This is a genomic window from Bacillus sp. BC08, assembly GCF_054326875.1.
Map to the genome: position 1 here is coordinate 970466 of NZ_JBTGPA010000035.1, position 21438 is coordinate 991903.

Consider the following 21438-nt stretch of genomic DNA (forward strand, 5'->3'; position numbering starts at 1 on the left):
TTCTATGGGAAATTTCCACGCTACAACGATATTTGCAGTTCATCATAATGGAGAATGTGCAATGGCTGGAGATGGCCAGGTGACGATGGGAAATGCAGTTGTAATGAAACATACAGCTCGTAAAGTCCGTAAACTTTTCCAGGGAAAAGTTTTAGCTGGTTTTGCAGGTTCCGTTGCTGACGCATTTACTCTTTTTGAAATGTTTGAAGGGAAATTAGAAGAGTACAATGGAAACTTGCAGCGTGCTGCAGTTGAGATGGCAAAACAATGGCGTGGCGACAAAATGTTACGTCAACTAGAAGCGATGCTCATTGTCATGGATAAAACAACTATGCTTCTTGTTTCGGGTACAGGAGAAGTAATCGAACCGGATGATGGTATTTTAGCGATTGGATCTGGTGGGAATTATGCGCTTTCTGCAGGTCGTGCTTTAAAGCAATATGCAAGTGAACATTTAACAGCGAAGCAAATTGCGAAAGCGAGTTTAGACATTGCTGGCGATATTTGTGTTTATACAAACCACAATATAATTGTGGAAGAATTGTAGAATCGTAAGGGAGGCATTTTATATGCATTTACATTTTACTCCGCGTCAAATTGTGGAAAAATTAGATCAATACATTATCGGTCAAAAAGATGCGAAGAAAGCGGTTGCTGTAGCTTTAAGAAATCGATATCGTCGAAGTAAATTAGCTGAAAATCTACGTGATGAAATTGCGCCTAAAAATATTTTAATGATTGGACCAACAGGTGTTGGTAAAACAGAGGTAGCACGACGAATGGCGAAACTCGTTGGAGCACCTTTTATTAAGGTTGAAGCTACCAAATTTACAGAAGTTGGATATGTAGGTAGAGATGTAGAATCGATGGTACGTGACCTTGTGGAAACGTCAGTTCGTATCGTGAAAGAAGAAATGGTAATTAAAGTACAAGACAAAGCGGAAGAACAAGCGAATCAACGTCTTGTTGAAATTTTAGTGCCGAGTCCGGAGAAACAATCTGGATTTAAAAACCCGTTAGAAATGCTATTTGGCGGTGCTCAAAATTCGAATCAAACATCTGATGAACATGAAGATGTTGAAATCGAAAAGAAACGTCAAGATGTGGAAAGAAAGCTTGCTGCAGGACTTCTTGAAGATGAAATTGTATCGATTGAAGTGACTGAGCAACAGTCTTCCATGTTCGATATGCTACAAGGAACTGGCATGGAACAAATGGGGATGAATTTCCAAGATGCGTTAGGAAGTTTTATGCCGAAAAAAACAAAAAAACGTAAACTTTCTGTGAAAGAAGCAAGAAAACTCTTGACAAATGAGGAAGCACAGCGCTTAATTGATATGGATGAAGTTACACAAGAGGCTGTTTATCGTGCTGAACAGCTCGGGATTATTTTTATCGATGAAATTGACAAAATTGCTGGTAAGCAGTCGAATAGCGTAGATGTATCACGTGAAGGTGTGCAACGTGACATTTTACCAATTGTAGAAGGATCGAATGTTGCGACAAAATACGGATCAGTAAAAACGGATTATATTTTATTCGTTGCAGCTGGAGCGTTTCATATGTCTAAACCGTCGGATTTAATTCCGGAACTGCAAGGGAGATTTCCGATTCGAGTAGAATTAACAAAATTATCTACAGATGATTTTGTTAAAATATTAATCGAGCCTGACAATGCGTTAATTAAACAATATATGGCTTTATTAGCGACTGAAGGTATAGAAATTGAATTTTCAGACGAAGCTATTCGTAAGATTGCTGAGATTGCTTATCAAGTTAATCAGGATACAGATAATATTGGAGCAAGAAGACTTCATACGATTATGGAGAAACTCCTTGAAGATTTATCGTTTGAAGCATCTGAAATTACGTTAGAGAAAATAACGATAACACCTCAGTACGTTGAGGAGAAATTAGCAACGATTGCTAAAAATAAAGATGTGAGCCAGTTTATTTTGTAATAGTGTCATCAGGTGACTCGCCCTAGTTTCCAAGTGATGAAAAAATATGTGAGTAACATGTAGGAGGAACTTTTGAAATGGAATTATTAGCAAAAACAAGAAAATTAAATGCGTTATTACAGAGCGCAGCAGGAAAGCCTGTAAACTTTAGAGAAATGTCTGACACAATGTGTGAAGTAATCGAAGCGAACGTATTCGTAGTAAGTCGTCGTGGTAAATTACTAGGTTATGCAATTCACCAACAAATTGAGAATGAGCGTATGAAACAAATGCTTGCAGAGCGTCAATTCCCGGAAGAATACACGCAAAGCTTATTCAACATTACAGAAACATCTTCAAACTTAGATGTAAACAGTGCTTACACAGCGTTCCCAGTAGAAAATAGAGAATTATTCGGTCAAGGTTTAACTACAATCGTACCAATCGTTGGTGGCGGTGAGCGTCTAGGTACATTAGTATTAGCTCGTCTTGGTCAAGAGTTCTTAGACGATGATTTAATCCTTGCTGAATACAGTTCAACTGTAGTAGGTATGGAAATCTTACGTGAAAAAGCGGAAGAAATCGAAGAGGAAGCACGTAGTAAAGCTGTTGTTCAAATGGCGATTAGCTCATTATCTTACAGTGAGTTAGAAGCAATTGAGCATATCTTCGAAGAATTAAATGGAACAGAAGGTTTACTAGTTGCAAGTAAAATTGCTGATCGCGTAGGAATTACTCGTTCTGTAATCGTAAATGCACTACGTAAATTAGAAAGTGCTGGTGTTATTGAGTCTCGCTCTTTAGGTATGAAAGGAACATACATTAAAGTGCTAAACGACAAGTTTCTACAGGAACTTGCTAAATTAAAAACAAACTAATTTATAAAACTCTCCTCATTTTTTGAGGAGAGTTTTTTGTGTATAAAAGATTGATGTTGTTTGCAAATAGCGTCATAATCGTGCTTTTCGGAAAAGCTATGAATTGAATTTCATTTTTTCGCTTAAAAGAAATACAGGTTGGTAATACTAGAATTCGAGTGTGAACAAAGAAAGTTTTACATTCTTCGCATTTTCGACTTGATTGTAATATTTCAGTATGATATAGTAAGCAGTGGTGTCAGTACAAAGTACACACGTTTACTGATTTAAGTGTTGGTGCTACGTTTGTAGTTTCGCTTAGAGATGAAGTAAACGGAGGATATCAAAAACCATTTAGGAGGAACTATATTATGTCAGTAATTTCTATGAAGCAATTGCTTGAAGCTGGTGTTCATTTCGGACATCAAACTCGTCGTTGGAACCCAAAAATGAAGCGTTACATTTTCACAGAGCGTAACGGTATCTACATCATCGACTTACAAAAAACTGTGAAAAAAGTTGAGGAAGCTTACAGAACGATGCGCGACATCGCTGCTGAAGGCGGAGACATCTTATTCGTAGGTACTAAAAAACAAGCACAAGAAGCTATTAAAGAAGAAGCAACTCGTGCTGGTATGTACTTCGTTAACCAACGTTGGTTAGGTGGAACTTTAACAAACTTCCAAACAATCCAAAAACGTATCAAGCGTCTTAAAGACATCGAAAGAATGCAAGAAGATGGTACTTTCGAAGTACTTCCTAAGAAAGAAGTTGTTCAACTTAAAAAAGAGTTAGAGCGTCTTGAGAAATTCTTAGGCGGTATTAAAGATATGAAAGGTCTTCCAAGTGCATTATTCGTAGTAGACCCTCGTAAAGAGCGTATTGCAGTTGCTGAAGCACGCAAATTACACATTCCAATCATCGGTATCGTTGATACAAACTGTGATCCAGACGAAATCGATCACGTTATCCCAGCAAACGATGATGCAATTCGTGCTGTAAAACTTCTTACATCTAAAATGGCAGACGCGATCCTTGAAGCAAAACAAGGTGAAGAAACTGTTACTGCGTAACAAAGTTGGAAAGGTGATAAGGGGTTCGGCCTTTTATCACCTTTTTTAAGGTATAAACACCTTTATAAAAGGTATAAATACATATTTTAGGAGGATGAATAGTATGGCAATCACTGCACAAATGGTAAAAGAATTACGTGAAAAAACTGGCGCAGGTATGATGGACTGCAAAAAAGCTTTAACAGAAACTAATGGCGACATGGAGAAGGCAATTGACTTCTTACGTGAAAAAGGTATTGCGAAAGCTGCTAAAAAAGCAGACCGCATCGCTGCTGAAGGTTTAACTTTCATCGAAACAAACGGTAACGAAGGTTTAATCTTAGAATTAAACTCTGAAACTGATTTCGTTGCGAAAAACGAAGGTTTCCAAGCATTAATTAAAGAATTAGCTGCTCACTTATTAGCTAACAAACCAGCTAACATTGAAGAAGCTATGGCTCAAACAATCGAAGGCGGCAAAACAGTAGAAGAGCACATCAACGAAGCAATCGCTAAAATTGGTGAAAAACTTACACTTCGTCGTTTCGAAATCGTAACAAAAACTGATGCTGATGCATTCGGCGCTTACCTACACATGGGTGGACGTATTGGTGTATTAACAGTTCTTGAAGGTTCTACTGACGAAGCTGCTGCTAAAGATGTAGCAATGCACATCGCAGCAGTTAATCCTAAATACATCGACCGCGATGCTGTAACAGCTGAAGAAGTTGAGCATGAGCGTCAAGTATTAACACAACAAGCTTTAAACGAAGGCAAGCCTGAAAAAATCGTTGCAAAAATGGTTGAAGGCCGTCTAGGCAAATTCTTCGAAGAAATTTGCTTACTTGACCAAGCATTCGTTAAAAACCCTGATATGAAAGTTCGTCAGTTCGTTGAGTCTAAAGGCGGAACATTAAAAGGATTCGTTCGCTACGCTGTTGGTGAAGGTATCGAAAAGCGCGAAGACAACTTTGCTGAAGAAGTAATGAACCAAGTAAAAGGTAGCAACTAATAAAGATTAGGGAACACATTGTGTTCCCTTTTTTAAAATAAAGATGTAAGCAATTGGAGGTTCATTATGAGTAAACCGAAATATAATCGTGTCGTATTAAAGCTAAGCGGAGAAGCGTTAGCTGGCGAACAAGGATTTGGAATTAACCCATCTGTAATTAAATCAGTTGCGGAACAAGTGAAAGAAATTGCAGAACTTGATGTAGAAGTTGCTGTTGTTGTTGGTGGCGGAAACATTTGGCGTGGAAAAATCGGAAGTGAAATGGGAATGGATCGTGCTGGAGCAGATTACATGGGTATGTTAGCGACAGTTATGAACTCATTAGCTCTTCAAGATAGCCTGGAGAACATTGGAATTCAAACTCGAGTTCAAACTTCAATCGAAATGCGTCAAGTAGCAGAGCCTTACATTCGTCGTAAAGCAGTTCGTCATCTAGAGAAAAAACGTGTTGTGATCTTTGCAGCAGGTACAGGTAACCCATATTTCTCTACAGATACAACAGCAGCACTACGTGCAGCGGAAATCGAAGCAGACGTTATCTTAATGGCGAAAAACAATGTAGATGGCGTATATAATGCAGATCCATCTCTTGACCCAACAGCTACGAAATACGAAACACTTACTTACTTAGATGTATTAAAAGAAGGTTTAGGTGTAATGGATTCAACAGCTTCTTCTTTATGTATGGACAATGATATTCCATTAATTGTATTCTCTGTTATGGAAAAAGGTAACATTAAACGTGCCGTTTTAGGCGAAAATATTGGAACAGTTGTAAGGGGGAAATAAAGATGGGACAACAAGTATTGAAGTCTTCAAATGAAAAAATGGAAAAAGCAGTTGCTGCTTACTCTCGTGAATTGGCAACAGTTCGCGCAGGTCGTGCAAGCTCATCTGTATTAGATAAGGTACAAGTTGATTACTATGGTGCACCAACACCGGTTGTGCAATTAGCGAACATTACAGTTCCAGAAGCACGTTTACTTGTAATTCAACCTTATGATAAAACTTCTATCGGTGATATCGAAAAAGCAATTTTAAAAGCAGATTTAGGCTTAAACCCTTCTAATGATGGAACTGTAATTCGTATTGCATTCCCTGCATTAACAGAAGAGCGTCGTCGTGATCTTGTTAAAGTTGTGAAAAAATATGCTGAAGAAGCGAAAGTTGCTGTTCGTAACGTACGTCGTGACGGTAACGATGATCTTAAGAAGCTTGAAAAAGCTGGCGAGATTACAGAAGATGATTTAAGAGGATATACTGAAGATATCCAAAAAGAAACAGATAAATATATTGCAAAAGTTGACGAAATCGCAAAAAACAAAGAAAAAGAAATCATGGAAGTGTAATAGCGATACCTTCGCAAATATGACCCTCTTCTTAAGGGGGTCTTTTTACACTTTTAGGCATATGTCTGCTTGCTGGAGGGTATGAATGATGTTTAAAAACTTTCCTTTTTTTAAAAGTAAAAAGGACGCATCGTTTGATCATCTCGTTGAAGAAGTGAAAAAAGGATATATCCCAGAACATATTGCCATCATTATGGATGGTAATGGTAGATGGGCAAAGAGGAGAGCGATGCCTCGTATTGCGGGACATCATGAGGGCATGCAAGTTGTAAAGAAAATCACAAAATTTGCAAGCAAACTTAATGTGAAAGTATTAACTCTTTATGCTTTTTCGACTGAGAACTGGAAAAGACCGAAAAAGGAAGTTGACTATTTAATGAGGCTTCCAGAAGAATTTCTAGGTACATTTTTACCAGAATTGATTGAAGAGAACGTACAAGTCCGAGTAATAGGACAACAAGATCGTCTTCCTACGCATACACGCAGAGCGATGGAAAAGGCCATGGAAGATACGAAAGAGAATACGGGATTAATTCTTAATTTCGCGTTAAACTATGGAAGTCGAGATGAAATCGTTTCTGCTGTGCAACATATGGTGAAAGATAGTGAGGAAGGAAAAATTCGCGTTGAAGATGTAAGTGAAGAAATGCTTTCTTCCTATTTAATGACGAGTTCTTTACCTGACCCAGAGTTGTTAATCCGTACGAGCGGAGAGCTACGTATTAGTAATTTCATGTTATGGCAAATTGCATATTCGGAATTTTGGTTTACAGATGTGTATTGGCCAGATTTTACCGAGGAACATTTGCTAAATGCGATTACAGACTTTCAGCATAGAGGGCGCAGATTCGGAGGCGTGTAGAAAGAGAGGGTTTGGTAGTGAAACAGAGAATTATTACTGGAGTGGTTGCTGCCGCGCTATTCATTCCCATCGTAATTTACGGTGGCGTGCCTTTTACGGTTTTAGTGTATGCACTTGCTTCTATAGGTTTATATGAATTAATTCGTATGAATAAGCTTACGCTTATTTCAGTACCAACAGTTTTAGCTGCAGTATTATTATGGATTATTTTAATTCCAAGTAGTGCATCAGAACTGTTTATGCAGATTGGATTAGGTAAATTAGAGATCACGTTTGTGATTGTTTTATTACTTTTATCATATACAGTCCTTTCTAAGAATACATTTACTTTTGACAATGCTTCATTTTTACTAATGGCAACAGCATATGTTGGAATGGGATTCCTATATTTGAATGAAACGAGAATATTAGGAATTAAATATGTGTTTTGTGCATTATTTGTTATATGGGCTACTGATTCAGGCGCATATTTCGTAGGAAAAGCATTAGGAAAAAGAAAATTATGGCCAGAAATTAGTCCTAATAAAACGATTGAAGGTTCATTAGGCGGCATCGTTTGTGGAATTGTTGTGGCAGTTGTTTACAACATGTTCTTCCCGGTTGAGGCTAATGTAGGGATTTTAATTGTGTTGACAATTATCGTTTCTATTTTTGGACAAATTGGTGATTTAGTACAATCTGCATTTAAACGTCATTATGGCGTAAAGGATTCAGGTACAATTTTACCTGGACATGGTGGTATATTAGATCGAACAGATAGTTGGTTATTTGTTTTACCAATTCTCTACTTCTTATTACAATATAATTAATAAATGAACGAGGGGTTGGATCCATGAAAAACATTAGTTTATTAGGTGCAAGCGGATCAATTGGTACACAAACTTTAGATGTATTGCGCTCGCACCCAGACCAATTCCGTCTCGTTGCTTTTTCTGTAGGGAAAAATATTGACTACGCAGTAAAGGTAATTCAAGAATTTTCTCCGCAAATCGTCTCTGTGCAAAGAGAGGAAGATGTTTTAAAATTACAAGCTGTTTCTGGTAATACAAAAGTTGTATATGGTAGTGAAGGGCTTTTAGAAGTAGCATTACATCCAGATGCGGAGATTGTAGTAAATGCTGTTGTAGGTAGCGTAGGGTTGTTACCAACACTTCGTGCAATTGAGGCGAAAAAAACAATTGGAATTGCAAATAAAGAAACGTTAGTAACTGCAGGGCATCTTGTAATGGAAGCAGCGCGAAAACATAATGTTTCGTTACTTCCAGTAGATAGTGAACATTCAGCTATTTTTCAATGTTTGAATGGTGAAAATGAAAAAAGAATTTCTCGACTAGTTATTACGGCTTCTGGTGGAAGTTTCCGTGATAAAACGAGAGATGAATTGCATCATGTGACCGTAGAAGATGCGCTTCGACATCCAAACTGGTCAATGGGTTCGAAAATTACAATTGATTCTGCTACAATGATGAATAAGGGGCTAGAAGTAATTGAAGCACATTGGCTTTTTGGTATCCCTTATGAGCAAATCGATGTTGTTTTACATAAAGAAAGTATTATCCATTCTATGGTTGAATTTGAAGATCGTAGTGTAATGGCACAGCTTGGCTCACCTGATATGCGAGTACCAATTCAATACGCACTTACATATCCTGATCGATTGCCTCTTTCAGACACGAAACAGTTAAACTTATGGGAAATAGGAACGTTGCATTTTGAGAAAATGAACCAAGAACGATTCCGTTGCCTACGTTTTGCGTATGAAGCTGGAAAAGCAGGTGGAAGTATGCCAGCTGTAATGAATGCAGCGAATGAAGTAGCTGTTGAAGCTTTTTTACAAAAGAGAATTGGTTTCTTAACAGTGGAAGACCTCATTGAAAAAGCAATGAACCATCACAATGTCATTGCACGTCCGAGCTTAGAGGAAATTCTGGAAATTGATGCAGCCACAAGACGGTTTGTGATGGAACAAATTTAGCAAAGGTGGTTATGGAATTGAATACAGCGATTGCCTTTATATTAATTTTCGGTGCACTCGTATTTTTCCATGAGCTAGGGCATCTATATTTCGCAAAAAGAGCAGGTATTTTATGCCGTGAGTTTGCGATTGGTTTTGGTCCGAAAATATTCTCATTTGAAAAGAATGAAACGGTGTATACGATTCGATTACTGCCCCTTGGTGGCTATGTAAGAATGGCTGGCGAGGATGCAGACACAGTAGAGTTAAAGCCTGGTAAAAAGGTTGGCCTTGTATTAAATGAAAAAGACGAAGTTGCGAAATTAGTTTTTGATGGATATGAAAAGTATCCAAATGTTCGTGTCATTGAAGTCGAACAAGCTGATTTAGAGCATAATTTAACAATTTCGGGCTATGAAGAGTACGAGGAAGATCTTCAAACATTCCGAGTGAATGAAAAGGCTCGTATCATTACTGCTGGTGAAGAAATTCAAATTGCTCCGTATAATAGGCAGTTCGGCTCCAAGAAATTGGGTCAACGTGCTTTAACAATCTTTGCGGGTCCTGCGATGAACTTCATTTTAGCATTTGTTATTTTTGTGATTCTTGGATTTGTACAAGGTGTTCCCGTTGACAAGCCAATGGTCGGAAAAGTGATGGAGAAAAGTGCAGCACAGCAAGCTGGATTAAAAGAAAATGATACAATTCAAGCAATCGATGGGAAAAACACAAGTACATGGAAAGATGTTGTTTCTATTGTACGTGAAAACCCAAATAAAGAAATTACGTTACAAGTAAAGCGTGATAGTGAACAGTTTAATGTGAAAGTAACGCCAACGCTCGATAAAGAAGGTAAAGAAGAAGTTGGTAGAATTGGTGTTTACTCTCCAGTAGAGAAAACAGTAATGGGTTCTATTAAATCAGGTTTTGAACAAACATACCAATGGACAAAACTAATTTTTGAGTCTCTTGTGAAATTAGTAACTGGTCAATTCTCTATTAATGAGTTGTCAGGTCCAGTAGGAATTTATAATCTAACAGATCAAGTGGTAGATTATGGATTTACACGTGTGTTAAGTTTAGCAGCAGTTTTAAGTATTAACCTTGGTTTATTTAATTTACTACCAGTCCCTGCTTTAGACGGTGGACGTTTGTTCTTCTTCTTAATTGAAGCGTTACGAGGGAAACCAATTGACCGCCAAAAAGAAGGCATGGTTCACTTTATTGGTTTTGCATTATTAATGTTACTAATGTTAGTTGTAACTTGGAATGACATTCGTAAGTTTTTCTTGTAAAATAAAGTGAAACTTATAATGAAATAGAGATCGTAGAATAAAATCCCTCACCTAACTCGAGGTGAGGGGTTTTACTGCGTATAAGAGTAAAATGAAGAGGTGCGAATAAATGAAACAAAGTATGGTATTCAGTCCTACATTACGTGAAGTTCCAGCTGATGCGGAGATTAAGAGTCATCAGTTATTACTTCGTGCAGGTTTTATGCGTCAAAATGCTTCTGGTATTTATAGTTTTCTACCATTTGGTTTAAAAGTATTACACAAAGTAGAACGTATCGTTCGAGAAGAAATGGAGCGCGCAGGTGCTGTAGAATTATTAATGCCAGCAATGCAAGCTGCAGAATTATGGCAAGAGTCAGGACGTTGGTATTCTTACGGATCTGAATTAATGCGTATGAAAGATCGTAACGCTCGTGAATTCGCATTAGGGGCGACACATGAAGAAGTAATTACGGATCTTGTACGTGATGAAGTGAAGTCATATAAAAAATTACCTTTAACATTATACCAAATTCAAACAAAATTCCGTGATGAACAAAGACCACGTTTCGGTTTATTACGTGGAAGAGAGTTTCTAATGAAAGATGCATACTCTTTCCATGCTACACAAGAGAGCTTAGATGAAGTGTATGATCGTTTATACAAAGCATACTCTAACATTTTTGCTCGTTGTGGCTTGAATTTCCGTGCGGTTATTGCTGATTCTGGAGCAATGGGCGGAAAAGATACACATGAATTTATGGTATTATCTGATGTTGGTGAAGATACAATTGCATACTCTGATACATCTAATTATGCAGCGAACATCGAAATGGCTCCTGTTGTAGCTACGTATACGAAGAGTGACGAAGCAGAAAAGGCACTTGAAAAAGTAGCAACACCAGATCAAAAAGCAATTGAAGAAGTATCTGCATTCTTAAACATTGAAGCTGACAAGTGTATTAAGTCTATGGTATTTAAAGTAGATGAGAAATTAGTGGTTGTACTTGTTCGTGGTGATCATGAAGTAAACGATGTAAAAGTGAAAAATGTATACGGTGCTTCAGTTGTTGAGCTTGCTTCTCATGAAGAAGTGAAAGAACTATTACATTGTGAAGTTGGTTCATTAGGACCGATTGGTGTAACAGGTGACATCGAAATTATCGCTGACCATGCTGTAGCATCAATTGTTAACGGATGTTCAGGGGCGAACGAAGAAGGATTCCATTATGTAAATGTAAATCCAGAACGTGACTTTAAAGTAAGTCAATATACAGATTTACGTTTCATTCAAGAAGGAGACCAATCTCCAGACGGAAACGGAACAATTCTTTTCGCACGCGGAATTGAAGTTGGTCATGTATTCAAATTAGGAACTCGTTATAGTGAAGCAATGAACGCAACATTCCTAGATGAAAACGGAAAAACACAACCACTTATTATGGGTTGTTACGGTATCGGTGTATCTCGTACGGTGGCAGCAATCGCAGAGCAGTTTAATGATGAGAACGGTTTAGTTTGGCCAAAAGCTGTTGCACCATTCCATGTGCATGTAATTCCAGTAAATATGAAATCTGATGCGCAACGTGAAATGGGTGAAAATATCTACAACTCATTACAAGAGCAAGGATATGAAGTATTACTAGATGATCGTGCAGAACGTGCAGGTGTTAAATTTGCAGATGCAGATTTATTCGGCCTTCCAGTTCGTGTGACAGTTGGTAAAAAAGCAGACGAAGGTATTGTAGAAGTGAAAGTACGTGCTACAGGTGAGTCTGAAGAAGTGAAAGTAGAAGAACTTCAAACATATATTGCAAATATTTTAAAATAAGAAGAGGTACCTCGCAATGAGGTACCTTCTCTTTCTTTGTAAACGTATTTTGCAAAAGAAGAAGGGAGAAATCTTTCTTTGTAGTACGTTTCAATTTATAATAGCAAATGGAAGGAGAGTGCTTATGTCTTTAACAAATGAACAAAAAGAGCGATTTCAAATTTTGCTCCAGCAGTTGCAAATACCAGATGACCTTATAAATCAATATTTACAAGGCGGTGGTATTGAAAGGCTCGTTATTGATAAAGCGAATAAAAGTTGGCATTTTGATTTACAAGTGCCACGTATTTTGCCTACAGAATTATATGAATTGCTAGAAACAAAGCTTAAGCAATCATTTTCTCATATTGCAAGAACAACATTTGCATTAGAAACAGAGAATAAACAATTTACAGAAGAAGAAGTGAGGGCGTATTGGCCGCTTTGTACGGAACGAATTACATTTTCACCTATGTTTGCTTATTTAAAGAAGCAGCTTCCGCAGGTGAATGGAGTGAAGTTGCTAATAAATGTGAATAACGAGCTGGAATCTACTGCTTTAAAGAAAAACGTTGCGAAACCAGTAGGGGATCAATACGAAGCTTTTGGATTCCCGCGTTTTCAGTTAGACACACATATACAGCAAAATACAGAAGAAATGCAAAAGTTTCGTGAACAAACGCAGCAAGAAGACCGTGAACGTGTTATACAAGCTATGGAAGAAATGGCGAAGAAGCAAGCTGAAGAAAGTAGCGTTGTGCATGAAGGACCGGTTGTGCTTGGGTATCTTATTAAGCCAGACGAAGAGATTACACCGATGCGAGAAATTCAAGATGAAGAAAGAAGAAAAACAGTTCAAGGGTATGTCTTCCATGTAGAAACGAAAGAGCTTCGTAGTGGCCGTACGTTATTAACGCTAAAAATAACAGATTATACGGATTCAATTATGATCAAAATGTTCTCACGTGATAAAGAAGATATTCCTATGCTGCAATCCTTGAAAAAAGGAATGTGGGTGAAAGCGCGTGGTTCTGTTCAAAATGATACATTTGTTCGAGATTTAGTAATGATTGCAAATGATATTAATGAAATAACAGGACCGTCTCGTAAAGATAAAGCGCCAGAAGGTGAAAAACGTGTAGAGCTGCATCTTCACACACCGATGAGCCAAATGGACGCTGTTACGCCTGTTTCTCGACTTGTTGCCCAAGCAGGTAAATGGGGACATGAGGCAATTGCTGTTACAGACCATGCTGTTGCACAGTCTTTCCCAGAGGCATATTCTGCGGGTAAAAAGGCTGGGGTCAAAGTTATATATGGTGTAGAAGCGAATTTAGTTAATGATGGTGTACCGATTGCATATAACGAAGCGCATCGTTTACTTGCAGAGGAAACGTATGTTGTTTTCGACGTTGAGACGACAGGTTTATCAGCTGTATATGATACTGTTATCGAGTTAGCGGCTGTAAAAGTAAAAGGCGGCGAAATTATTGACCGCTTTGAATCTTTCGCAAATCCACATCAACCATTATCTGCGACGATTATTGAATTAACAGGTATTACAGATGATATGTTAACAGATGCACCAGAAGTGGACGAAGTGTTTAAAAAGTTTGAAGAATGGATGGGCGACCATACACTTGTTGCTCATAACGCAAGTTTTGATATGGGCTTTATTAACGTAGGTTTTAAAAAGGCTGGACTAGAAAAAACGAATAATCCTGTTATTGATACGTTAGAACTTGCAAGATTCTTATTCCCAGAAATGAAAAACCATCGATTAAATACGATGTGTAAAAAGCTTGATATTGAATTAACGCAACATCACCGTGCGATTTATGATACAGAAGCAACGGGATACTTACTTGTGAAAATGTTAAAAGATGTGATTGAAAAGGGATTTGAATATCACGATCAATTAAATGATAGCATGGGGCAAGGGGATGCGTATAAGCGTGGACGCCCAAGTCATATGACGTTACTTGCCACATCAGATGTAGGATTGAAAAATTTATATAAACTTGTTTCCTATTCTCACCTAAATTACTTTTACCGAGTACCACGAGTACCAAGGTCACTATTAAAAAAATATCGTGAAGGAATTTTAGTAGGAACGGCTTGTGATAAAGGTGAAGTGTTTGAGGCGATGATGCAAAAAGCTCCTGAAGAGGTAGAAGAAATTGCGCAGTTCTATGATTACATTGAAGTAATGCCTCCAGAGGTGTTACGTCATTTAGTAGAGCGTGAACTTGTTCGAGATGAGGGACAATTAAAAACAATTATTTCTAATTTAGTAAAACTTGGTGAGACGTTAGATAAACCAGTTGTTGCTACAGGAAACGTGCATTATTTAGAGCCAGAGGATGGAATGTATCGCAAAATTTTAGTTAGTTCGCAGGGTGGAGCCAATCCGTTAAACCGACATTCATTACCGCCTGTACATTTCCGTACAACGGATGAAATGTTAGAGTGTTTTTCATTCTTAGGTGAAGACGTTGCGAAAGAAATTGTTGTAACGAATACACAAAAGGTTGCATCATTAATTGGTGATGTTCATCCAGTAAAAGATGATCTATATACACCGAAAATTGAGGGTGCAGATGATGAAACGCGTGATATGAGTTATAAAATGGCGCGTAGCATTTATGGTGAAGAGTTACCTGAAATTGTAGAAGCGCGTTTAGAAAAAGAATTAAAAAGTATTATTGGGCATGGATTCGCCGTAATTTATTTAATTTCACATAAGCTTGTGAAAAAATCGTTAGTAGACGGATATCTAGTAGGTTCGCGTGGATCGGTAGGTTCTTCATTCGTTGCAACGATGATGGAAATTACAGAAGTAAACCCATTACCACCACACTATGTATGTCCGAAGTGTAAGCAATCAGAATTCTTTAATGATGGTTCTGTAGGTTCTGGTTTTGACTTGCCGGATAAAGAATGTCCTGCATGTAATGTTCCATACGTGAAAGATGGACATGATATTCCGTTCGAAACGTTCCTTGGATTTAAAGGAGATAAGGTACCCGATATCGACTTGAACTTCTCCGGGGAATACCAACCACGTGCCCATAACTATACGAAAGTACTGTTCGGTGAAGATTATGTCTACCGTGCGGGTACAATAGGTACAGTTGCGGAAAAAACCGCTTATGGGTATGTAAAAGGTTATGCAAATGATCATAACTTAACGATTCGAAATGCAGAGATTGACCGCTTAGTATCAGGATGTACCGGTGTAAAACGTACGACTGGACAGCATCCAGGTGGTATTATAGTTGTGCCTGATTACATGGATATTTTTGATTTTTCACCAATCCAGTTCCCGGCAGATTCAATAGGTGCTGAGTGGAGAACGACACACTTTGATTTCCACTCGATTCATGATAATTTATTGAAACTTGATATACTAGGACACGATGATCCAACTGTTATTCGTATGTTACAAGATTTAAGTGGTATTGATCCGAAAACAATCCCAACAGACGATCCGGAAGTAATGAAAATTTTCTCAGGACCTGAATCGTTAGGTGTAACGGAAGAACAAATTAACTGTAAAACAGGTACACTTGGTATACCAGAGTTTGGTACGAAATTCGTAAGGCAGATGTTAGAAGAGACGAAGCCTACGACATTCTCTGAGTTAGTCCAAATTTCAGGACTATCGCATGGTACGGATGTATGGCTTGGTAATGCAAACGAGTTAATTTATAACGGTACATGTACGCTGAGTGAAGTTATCGGTTGTCGTGATGACATCATGGTATATTTAATCTATCAAGGTTTAGACCCATCATTAGCCTTCAAAATCATGGAGTCGGTTCGTAAAGGTAAAGGTGTACCAGAAGAATGGGAAGAGGACATGAAAAGTAATAATGTACCGGGTTGGTATATTGATTCATGTAAGAAGATCAAGTACATGTTCCCTAAAGCCCATGCGGCTGCTTACGTACTTATGGCTGTACGTATTGCATATTTTAAAGTGCATTTCGCGCTTCTATTCTATGCGGCATACTTTACAGTTCGTGCAGATGACTTTGACGTAGAGGCGATGGCGAAAGGCTCAGCATCTATACGTGTAAAAATTGATGAAATCGCACAAAAAGGTTTGGATGCAGCGCCGAAAGAGAAAAGTTTATTAACAGTACTAGAAATGACACTTGAAATGTGTGAGCGTGGATACTCATTCCAAAAGGTTGATTTATACCGTTCGCATGCAACAGAATTTATTATTGATGGGGATACTTTAATTCCTCCATTTAATGCAGTGCCTGGACTTGGTACAAACGCAGCTTTAAGTATTGTAGAAGCACGCAAAAATGGAGATTTCTTATCAAAAGAAGATTTACAGCAGCGCAGTAAGGTTTCGAAAACAATTATTGAGTATTTAGATAGTCAAGGTTGCTTAGGCGATCTACCTGATCAAAACCAGTTATCACTGTTCTAATAGGTAGGAAAAGTCTTTGCAAATCAACATTTGCTATGGTATACTATTAACCGAGATAACCATGTCAAGTATATTGTGTAAAAAAAAGAGTGGGGAAACCCACTCTTTCGTGTTACTATCTACGTTTTATTGATGTGGAGAGGTAAGAAATTTCTGTCGTATATACATATTTTGTTACAAGTTTTACTTCTTAAATTTGGTAATACTAAGACAGATATTCCCTGCTTAACGGCAGGGGCTTTTGTTAGCTAACGAGAAAGAATAAGATAGACCGTTTTATGGACGGAATCTTTTCTTGTAAATGGTACATGACGGCAGGAAGGAGGCTGTTTATGGATAAGAAAGTCACAGAAGTTGTAGAAGCATTTGCGCAGCCAATCGTTGAAGAGTTAAATCTTGAACTTGTAGATGTAGAGTATGTGCAAGAAGGACAAGACTGGTTCTTACGCGTATTCATCGATTCTGAAAAGGGAGTCGACATTGAAGAATGCGGTGCGGTAAGTGAACGTTTAAGCGAAGCTTTAGATAAAGAGGATCCAATTCCTCATCTTTACTTTTTGGATGTATCATCTCCTGGAGCGGAACGCCCATTAAAGAAAGAGAAAGACTTCCAGCAAGCGGTAGGAAAACAAGTGGCAATTAAAACATATGAGCCGATTGATGGTGAAAAAATGTTTGAAGGAAAACTACTTTCCTACGATGGTACTACAATTACACTATTATTAACAATTAAAACACGTAAAAAAGAAATCCAAATTTCAATGGACAAAGTTGCAAATGCGCGACTTGCTGTTACGTTTTAGTTAGAAGGGGGATCTTCATGAGCACTGAGTTGTTAGATGCCTTGCTCGTATTAGAGTCAGAAAAAGGAATTAGCAAAGATATTATTATTGATGCGATTGAAGCAGCGTTAATCTCTGCTTATAAACGCAATTTTAACCAAGCACAAAACGTTCGTGTGAGCTTTAACCCAGAAGTGGGAACAATTCAAGTATTAGCACGTAAAGACGTTGTTGATAATGTGTTTGATCCACGTCTTGAAATTTCTGTTGAAGAAGCAAGACAAATTAATCCAAACTATCAAGATGGTGACGTACTAGAAATTGAAGTAACACCAAAAGATTTCGGTCGTATTGCAGCACAAACTGCAAAACAGGTTGTAACACAACGAGTGCGTGAAGCAGAGCGTGGTGTTATTTACTCTGAGTTTAGTGACCGTGAAGAAGATATTATGGTGGGTATCGTACAACGTCAAGATGCTCGTTTCATCTATGTAAGCTTAGGGAAAGTAGAAGCTTTATTACCTGTAAGTGAGCAAATGCCAAACGAACAGTACAAACCACATGATCGTATTCGCGTATTCATTACGAAAGTAGAAAAAACAACTAAAGGACCACAAATTTACGTATCACGTACACATCCTGGTCTTTTAAAACGTTTATTCGAAATGGAAGTTCCTGAAATTTATGATGGAACTGTTGAAATTCGTTCTGTAGCACGTGAAGCTGGCGATCGTTCTAAAATTTCTGTACATGCAGAGAACATTGATGTTGATCCAGTAGGTTCTTGTGTAGGACCGAAAGGACAACGTGTACAACGCATTGTAGACGAATTAAAAGGCGAAAAGATTGACATCGTTCGCTGGTCAAATGACCCAGTAGAATATGTTGCAAATGCTTTAAGCCCATCACAAGTTGTTAAAGTGCTTGTAGATGAAGAAGAAAAAGCAACAACTGTTGTTGTTCCAGACCACCAACTGTCATTAGCTATTGGTAAGCGTGGACAAAATGCACGTCTTGCAGCTAAATTAACAGGTTGGAAAATTGATATTAAGAGTGAGTCTGATGCGAAACAACTTGGTATTGTAACAGAAGAAGATAGCGTAATCGCATTCGGATTCGATTCAGTTGAAGACGAAATCGAATAGAGGTGATGAGTATGAGCAATCGAAAAGTTCCGTTACGAAAATGTGTTGCAACGCAAGAAATGAAATCAAAACGAGAGCTCGTTCGCATTGTTCGTTCCAAAGAGGGAGAAGTGTCCATTGATTTAACTGGAAAGAAATCAGGACGAGGTGCTTATTTATCAAAAGATAAAGAAAGTATTCTTCAAGCTCAAAAGAAAAATGTTTTGGAACATCATCTAAAAGCGAAAATCGACGGTTCTCTATACGAAGAGCTTCTTGAGCTTGTTGAGAAGGAGTCGAAATAAGTGTCCGATTGGAAATCGTTTTTAGGACTAGCAAACCGGGCTCGGAAAATTATTTCGGGTGAAGAACTTGTTTTAAAAGAAGTACGAAGTGGCAAAGCAAAGCTTGTATTGCTATCTGAAGATGCGTCAGCAAATACTACAAAACGCATCATGGATAAAACGACGTATTACAACGTACCAATGAGAAAGGTCGAAAATCGACAACAATTAGGGCATGCGATTGGGAGAGATGAGCGAGTCGTTGTAGCTGTGTTAGATGAAGGCTTTGCGAAAAAGCTGCGTAGCATGCTCGATACAAATTACCGGGGGTGAAGGTATGAGTAAAATTCGAGTGCATGAATATGCAAAACAACATAATATCTCAAGTAAAGATCTTATGACAAAACTAAAAGAAATGAATATCGAGGTTTCGAATCATATGACAATGTTAGAAGATGAAGTAGTAAATAAATTAGATAATGCGTATCAAACTGAAAAACCTTCTGTTGCAGATGAGTTTGAAGTAGAAGAAAAAGTTGTTCGTAGTAAAAAGAACAGCAATAAGAAAAAGAAAAAAGGCAAAGGAAATGAAGACAAACGTCAAGATAACTTTGCTGGAAGACAACAAACACAAACTGTAGAAACACCAGATAAAGTTACTTTCTCTGGAAGTCTTACAGTAGGTGAGCTTGCTAAAAAATTAAGCAAAGAGCCGTCTGAAATTATTAAGAAGCTCTTTATGCTTGGAATTATGGCAACAATTAACCAAGACTTAGATAAAGATACAATTGAGTTAATTGCTACTGATTATGGTATTGAAGTAGAAGAAGAAGTAGTTGTTAGTGAAACTGAATTTGAAACATTCATCGATGAGCAAGATGATGAAGAAAACTTAAAAGAGCGTCCAGCTGTAGTTACAATTATGGGGCACGTTGACCATGGTAAAACAACTTTACTTGACTCTATCCGTAATTCAAAAGTAACTGCAGGCGAAGCAGGTGGAATTACTCAGCATATTGGTGCATACCAAGTTGAAGTAAATGACAAGAAGATTACATTCTTAGATACGCCTGGTCACGCGGCATTTACAACGATGCGTGCTCGTGGTGCGCAAGTAACGGATATTACAATCCTTGTTGTTGCAGCTGATGACGGTGTTATGCCACAAACAGTTGAAGCAATTAGCCATGCGAAAGCAGCTGGAGTACCAATTATTGTAGCTGTGAATAAAATGGATAAACCAGCGGCAAATCCTGATCGTGTAATGCAAGAATTAACAGAATATGAATTAGTTCCAGAAGCTTGGGGCGGAGATACAATTTTCGTACCAATTTCTGCAATTCAAGGTGAAGGAATTGACAACTTATTAGAAATGATTCTTCTTGTAAGTGAAGTAGAAGAATATAAAGCAAATCCAAACCGCTATGCAACTGGTACTGTAATCGAAGCACAGCTTGATAAAGGTAAAGGAACTATCGCGACATTACTTGTTCAAAACGGTACACTTCGAGTTGGAGATCCAATCGTTGTTGGTACTTCATTCGGACGTGTTCGTGCAATGGTAAGTGACATTGGTCGTCGTGTAAAAGTTGCTGGACCATCAACTCCTGTTGAAATTACAGGTTTAAACGAAGTACCACAAGCGGGAGATCGTTTCATGGCATTCGCTGATGAGAAGAAAGCTCGTCAAATCGGTGAATCACGTGCACAAGAAGCGTTACTTGCTCAGCGTGGTGAGAAATCTAAATTAAGCCTTGAAGATTTATTCCAACAAATCCAAGAAGGCGATGTAAAAGAAATTAACTTAATTGTGAAAGCAGACGTACAAGGTTCTGTAGAAGCAATGGCAGCGTCACTTCGTAAAATTGATGTTGAAGGTGTTAAAGTTAAAATTATCCATACAGGCGTAGGTGCGATTACAGAATCTGATGTTATTTTAGCTTCTGCATCTAATGCAATTGTAATTGGATTTAACGTACGCCCTGATGTGAATGCGAAGCGTACAGCTGAATTAGAGAATGTTGATGTTCGTTTACACCGTATTATCTATAAAGTAATCGAAGAAATCGAATCAGCAATGCAAGGTATGCTGGATCCAGAATTCGAAGAAAAAGTAATCGGTCAAGCGGAAGTACGCCAAACATTCAAAGTAACAAAAGTTGGAACAATAGCAGGTTGTTACGTAATTGACGGTAAAATTACACGTGATAGTGGCGTGCGTATTATCCGTGATGGCGTAGTAATTTTCGAAGGACAACTTGATACGTTAAAACGTTTCAAAGACGACGTAAAAGAAGTTGCACAAAACTATGAGTGTGGTATTACAATTGAGAGATATAATGATCTTAAAGAAGGGGACATCATTGAAGCGTACATTATGGAAGAAGTGAAGCGATGATTATCGCTTCACTCTCATTCGAGTGTATGATTTACGATGTGCATTCTTTAAAAGAGAAACGAGCAATTTTGCAACGGGTGCTAACTCGTGTGAAGCAGCGTTATAATGTAGCTGTTTCAGAAGTAGGGCATCAAGATGTATGGCAACGTACAGAAATTGCAATTGTTTCTGTATCCTCTAATCGTGTTATTTGTGAAAAAGAAATGAATCGTGTACTTGAGTACATCGATTCATTTCCTGAAATTGAACGTACAATAACACAATTGGAATGGTATTGAATGAGGTGAAGAGTT

19 protein-coding genes are annotated in these 21438 nt (G+C 38.0%); all 19 read left to right on the forward strand.

Annotated elements, in window-relative coordinates:
* Positions 1-4: 4 nt before the first annotated feature.
* The 19 genes from hslV (at position 5) to ACXVYO_RS23340 (ending at position 21423) form a co-directional block, all read left to right on the forward strand.
* The gene (hslV, locus tag ACXVYO_RS23250) at positions 5-547 is read left to right on the forward strand and encodes an ATP-dependent protease proteolytic subunit HslV (protein ID WP_000526271.1); all 543 of its coding nucleotides are present in this window, start codon (positions 5-7) and stop codon (positions 545-547) included.
* A gap of 22 nt (positions 548-569) precedes the next feature.
* Positions 570-1961, forward strand: coding sequence for an ATP-dependent protease ATPase subunit HslU (gene hslU, locus ACXVYO_RS23255; RefSeq protein WP_458468585.1), 1392 nt, complete (start codon positions 570-572; stop codon positions 1959-1961).
* A gap of 77 nt (positions 1962-2038) precedes the next feature.
* On the forward strand, positions 2039-2818 hold the full coding sequence (codY, locus tag ACXVYO_RS23260) for a GTP-sensing pleiotropic transcriptional regulator CodY (protein ID WP_000421290.1): 780 nt from the start codon (positions 2039-2041) through the stop codon (positions 2816-2818).
* Positions 2819-3168: 350 nt separating this feature from the next.
* Positions 3169-3870, forward strand: a complete 702-nt coding sequence (rpsB, locus tag ACXVYO_RS23265; RefSeq protein ID WP_000111485.1) for a 30S ribosomal protein S2 — start codon at positions 3169-3171, stop codon at positions 3868-3870.
* Between the two features lie 103 nt (positions 3871-3973).
* Positions 3974-4861: a translation elongation factor Ts gene (gene tsf, locus ACXVYO_RS23270; RefSeq protein ID WP_001018585.1), complete on the forward strand. Its 888-nt coding sequence runs from the start codon at positions 3974-3976 to the stop codon at positions 4859-4861.
* A gap of 66 nt (positions 4862-4927) precedes the next feature.
* Positions 4928-5650: a UMP kinase gene (gene pyrH, locus ACXVYO_RS23275; RefSeq protein ID WP_000042667.1), complete on the forward strand. Its 723-nt coding sequence runs from the start codon at positions 4928-4930 to the stop codon at positions 5648-5650.
* A 2-nt stretch (positions 5651-5652) separates the two neighbouring features.
* On the forward strand, positions 5653-6210 hold the full coding sequence (gene frr / locus ACXVYO_RS23280; RefSeq protein WP_000531505.1) for a ribosome recycling factor: 558 nt from the start codon (positions 5653-5655) through the stop codon (positions 6208-6210).
* A gap of 85 nt (positions 6211-6295) precedes the next feature.
* Entirely contained in the window at positions 6296-7072 is a 777-nt protein-coding gene (gene uppS / locus ACXVYO_RS23285; RefSeq protein WP_073516081.1) for an isoprenyl transferase, read from the forward strand.
* A 17-nt stretch (positions 7073-7089) separates the two neighbouring features.
* Positions 7090-7881 (forward strand): phosphatidate cytidylyltransferase, encoded by a 792-nt coding sequence (gene cdsA, locus ACXVYO_RS23290; protein WP_458468586.1) that lies wholly within the window; start codon positions 7090-7092, stop codon positions 7879-7881.
* A 23-nt stretch (positions 7882-7904) separates the two neighbouring features.
* Complete coding sequence (gene dxr, locus ACXVYO_RS23295; RefSeq protein ID WP_000790371.1) at positions 7905-9047, forward strand: 1-deoxy-D-xylulose-5-phosphate reductoisomerase; 1143 nt, start codon at positions 7905-7907, stop codon at positions 9045-9047.
* 17 nt (positions 9048-9064) lie between these two features.
* Complete coding sequence (gene rseP / locus ACXVYO_RS23300; RefSeq protein ID WP_001090236.1) at positions 9065-10321, forward strand: RIP metalloprotease RseP; 1257 nt, start codon at positions 9065-9067, stop codon at positions 10319-10321.
* Between the two features lie 109 nt (positions 10322-10430).
* A complete protein-coding gene (locus ACXVYO_RS23305; protein WP_000814321.1) occupies positions 10431-12131 on the forward strand; it encodes a proline--tRNA ligase in 1701 nt (566 codons plus the stop codon).
* A gap of 124 nt (positions 12132-12255) precedes the next feature.
* On the forward strand, positions 12256-16557 hold the full coding sequence (locus ACXVYO_RS23310; RefSeq protein ID WP_458468587.1) for a PolC-type DNA polymerase III: 4302 nt from the start codon (positions 12256-12258) through the stop codon (positions 16555-16557).
* A gap of 332 nt (positions 16558-16889) precedes the next feature.
* The gene (gene rimP / locus ACXVYO_RS23315) at positions 16890-17360 is read left to right on the forward strand and encodes a ribosome maturation factor RimP (RefSeq protein WP_000359099.1); all 471 of its coding nucleotides are present in this window, start codon (positions 16890-16892) and stop codon (positions 17358-17360) included.
* A 17-nt stretch (positions 17361-17377) separates the two neighbouring features.
* Positions 17378-18484 (forward strand): transcription termination factor NusA, encoded by a 1107-nt coding sequence (gene nusA / locus ACXVYO_RS23320; RefSeq protein ID WP_000102596.1) that lies wholly within the window; start codon positions 17378-17380, stop codon positions 18482-18484.
* Positions 18485-18495: 11 nt separating this feature from the next.
* Entirely contained in the window at positions 18496-18768 is a 273-nt protein-coding gene (rnpM, locus tag ACXVYO_RS23325) for an RNase P modulator RnpM (protein ID WP_000071127.1), read from the forward strand.
* Positions 18769-19080 carry a YlxQ family RNA-binding protein gene (locus ACXVYO_RS23330; RefSeq protein ID WP_001286520.1) on the forward strand — a complete coding sequence of 104 codons (312 nt, stop codon included), beginning with the start codon at positions 18769-18771 and terminating at the stop codon, positions 19078-19080.
* Between the two features lie 4 nt (positions 19081-19084).
* Positions 19085-21145, forward strand: a complete 2061-nt coding sequence (gene infB / locus ACXVYO_RS23335; RefSeq protein WP_000036353.1) for a translation initiation factor IF-2 — start codon at positions 19085-19087, stop codon at positions 21143-21145.
* Positions 21142-21423: a DUF503 domain-containing protein gene (locus ACXVYO_RS23340; RefSeq protein WP_000582364.1), complete on the forward strand. Its 282-nt coding sequence runs from the start codon at positions 21142-21144 to the stop codon at positions 21421-21423. Before infB ends, ACXVYO_RS23340 begins: the two co-directional genes overlap by 4 nt.
* The last annotated feature ends 15 nt before the right edge of the window (positions 21424-21438 follow it).

Bases quoted from the DNA above. Each gene is read 5' to 3' on its own strand.
- hslV (WP_000526271.1), top strand. From the start codon at position 5: ATGGGAAATTTCCACGCTACAACGATATTTGCAGTTCATCATAATGGA.
- hslU (WP_458468585.1), top strand. From the start codon at position 570: ATGCATTTACATTTTACTCCGCGTCAAATTGTGGAAAAATTAGATCAA.
- codY (WP_000421290.1), top strand. From the start codon at position 2,039: ATGGAATTATTAGCAAAAACAAGAAAATTAAATGCGTTATTACAGAGC.
- rpsB (WP_000111485.1), top strand. From the start codon at position 3,169: ATGTCAGTAATTTCTATGAAGCAATTGCTTGAAGCTGGTGTTCATTTC.
- tsf (WP_001018585.1), top strand. From the start codon at position 3,974: ATGGCAATCACTGCACAAATGGTAAAAGAATTACGTGAAAAAACTGGC.
- pyrH (WP_000042667.1), top strand. From the start codon at position 4,928: ATGAGTAAACCGAAATATAATCGTGTCGTATTAAAGCTAAGCGGAGAA.
- frr (WP_000531505.1), top strand. From the start codon at position 5,653: ATGGGACAACAAGTATTGAAGTCTTCAAATGAAAAAATGGAAAAAGCA.
- uppS (WP_073516081.1), top strand. From the start codon at position 6,296: ATGATGTTTAAAAACTTTCCTTTTTTTAAAAGTAAAAAGGACGCATCG.
- dxr (WP_000790371.1), top strand. From the start codon at position 7,905: ATGAAAAACATTAGTTTATTAGGTGCAAGCGGATCAATTGGTACACAA.
- ACXVYO_RS23305 (WP_000814321.1), top strand. From the start codon at position 10,431: ATGAAACAAAGTATGGTATTCAGTCCTACATTACGTGAAGTTCCAGCT.
- ACXVYO_RS23310 (WP_458468587.1), top strand. From the start codon at position 12,256: ATGTCTTTAACAAATGAACAAAAAGAGCGATTTCAAATTTTGCTCCAG.
- rimP (WP_000359099.1), top strand. From the start codon at position 16,890: ATGGATAAGAAAGTCACAGAAGTTGTAGAAGCATTTGCGCAGCCAATC.
- nusA (WP_000102596.1), top strand. From the start codon at position 17,378: ATGAGCACTGAGTTGTTAGATGCCTTGCTCGTATTAGAGTCAGAAAAA.
- rnpM (WP_000071127.1), top strand. From the start codon at position 18,496: ATGAGCAATCGAAAAGTTCCGTTACGAAAATGTGTTGCAACGCAAGAA.
- infB (WP_000036353.1), top strand. From the start codon at position 19,085: ATGAGTAAAATTCGAGTGCATGAATATGCAAAACAACATAATATCTCA.
- ACXVYO_RS23340 (WP_000582364.1), top strand. From the start codon at position 21,142: ATGATTATCGCTTCACTCTCATTCGAGTGTATGATTTACGATGTGCAT.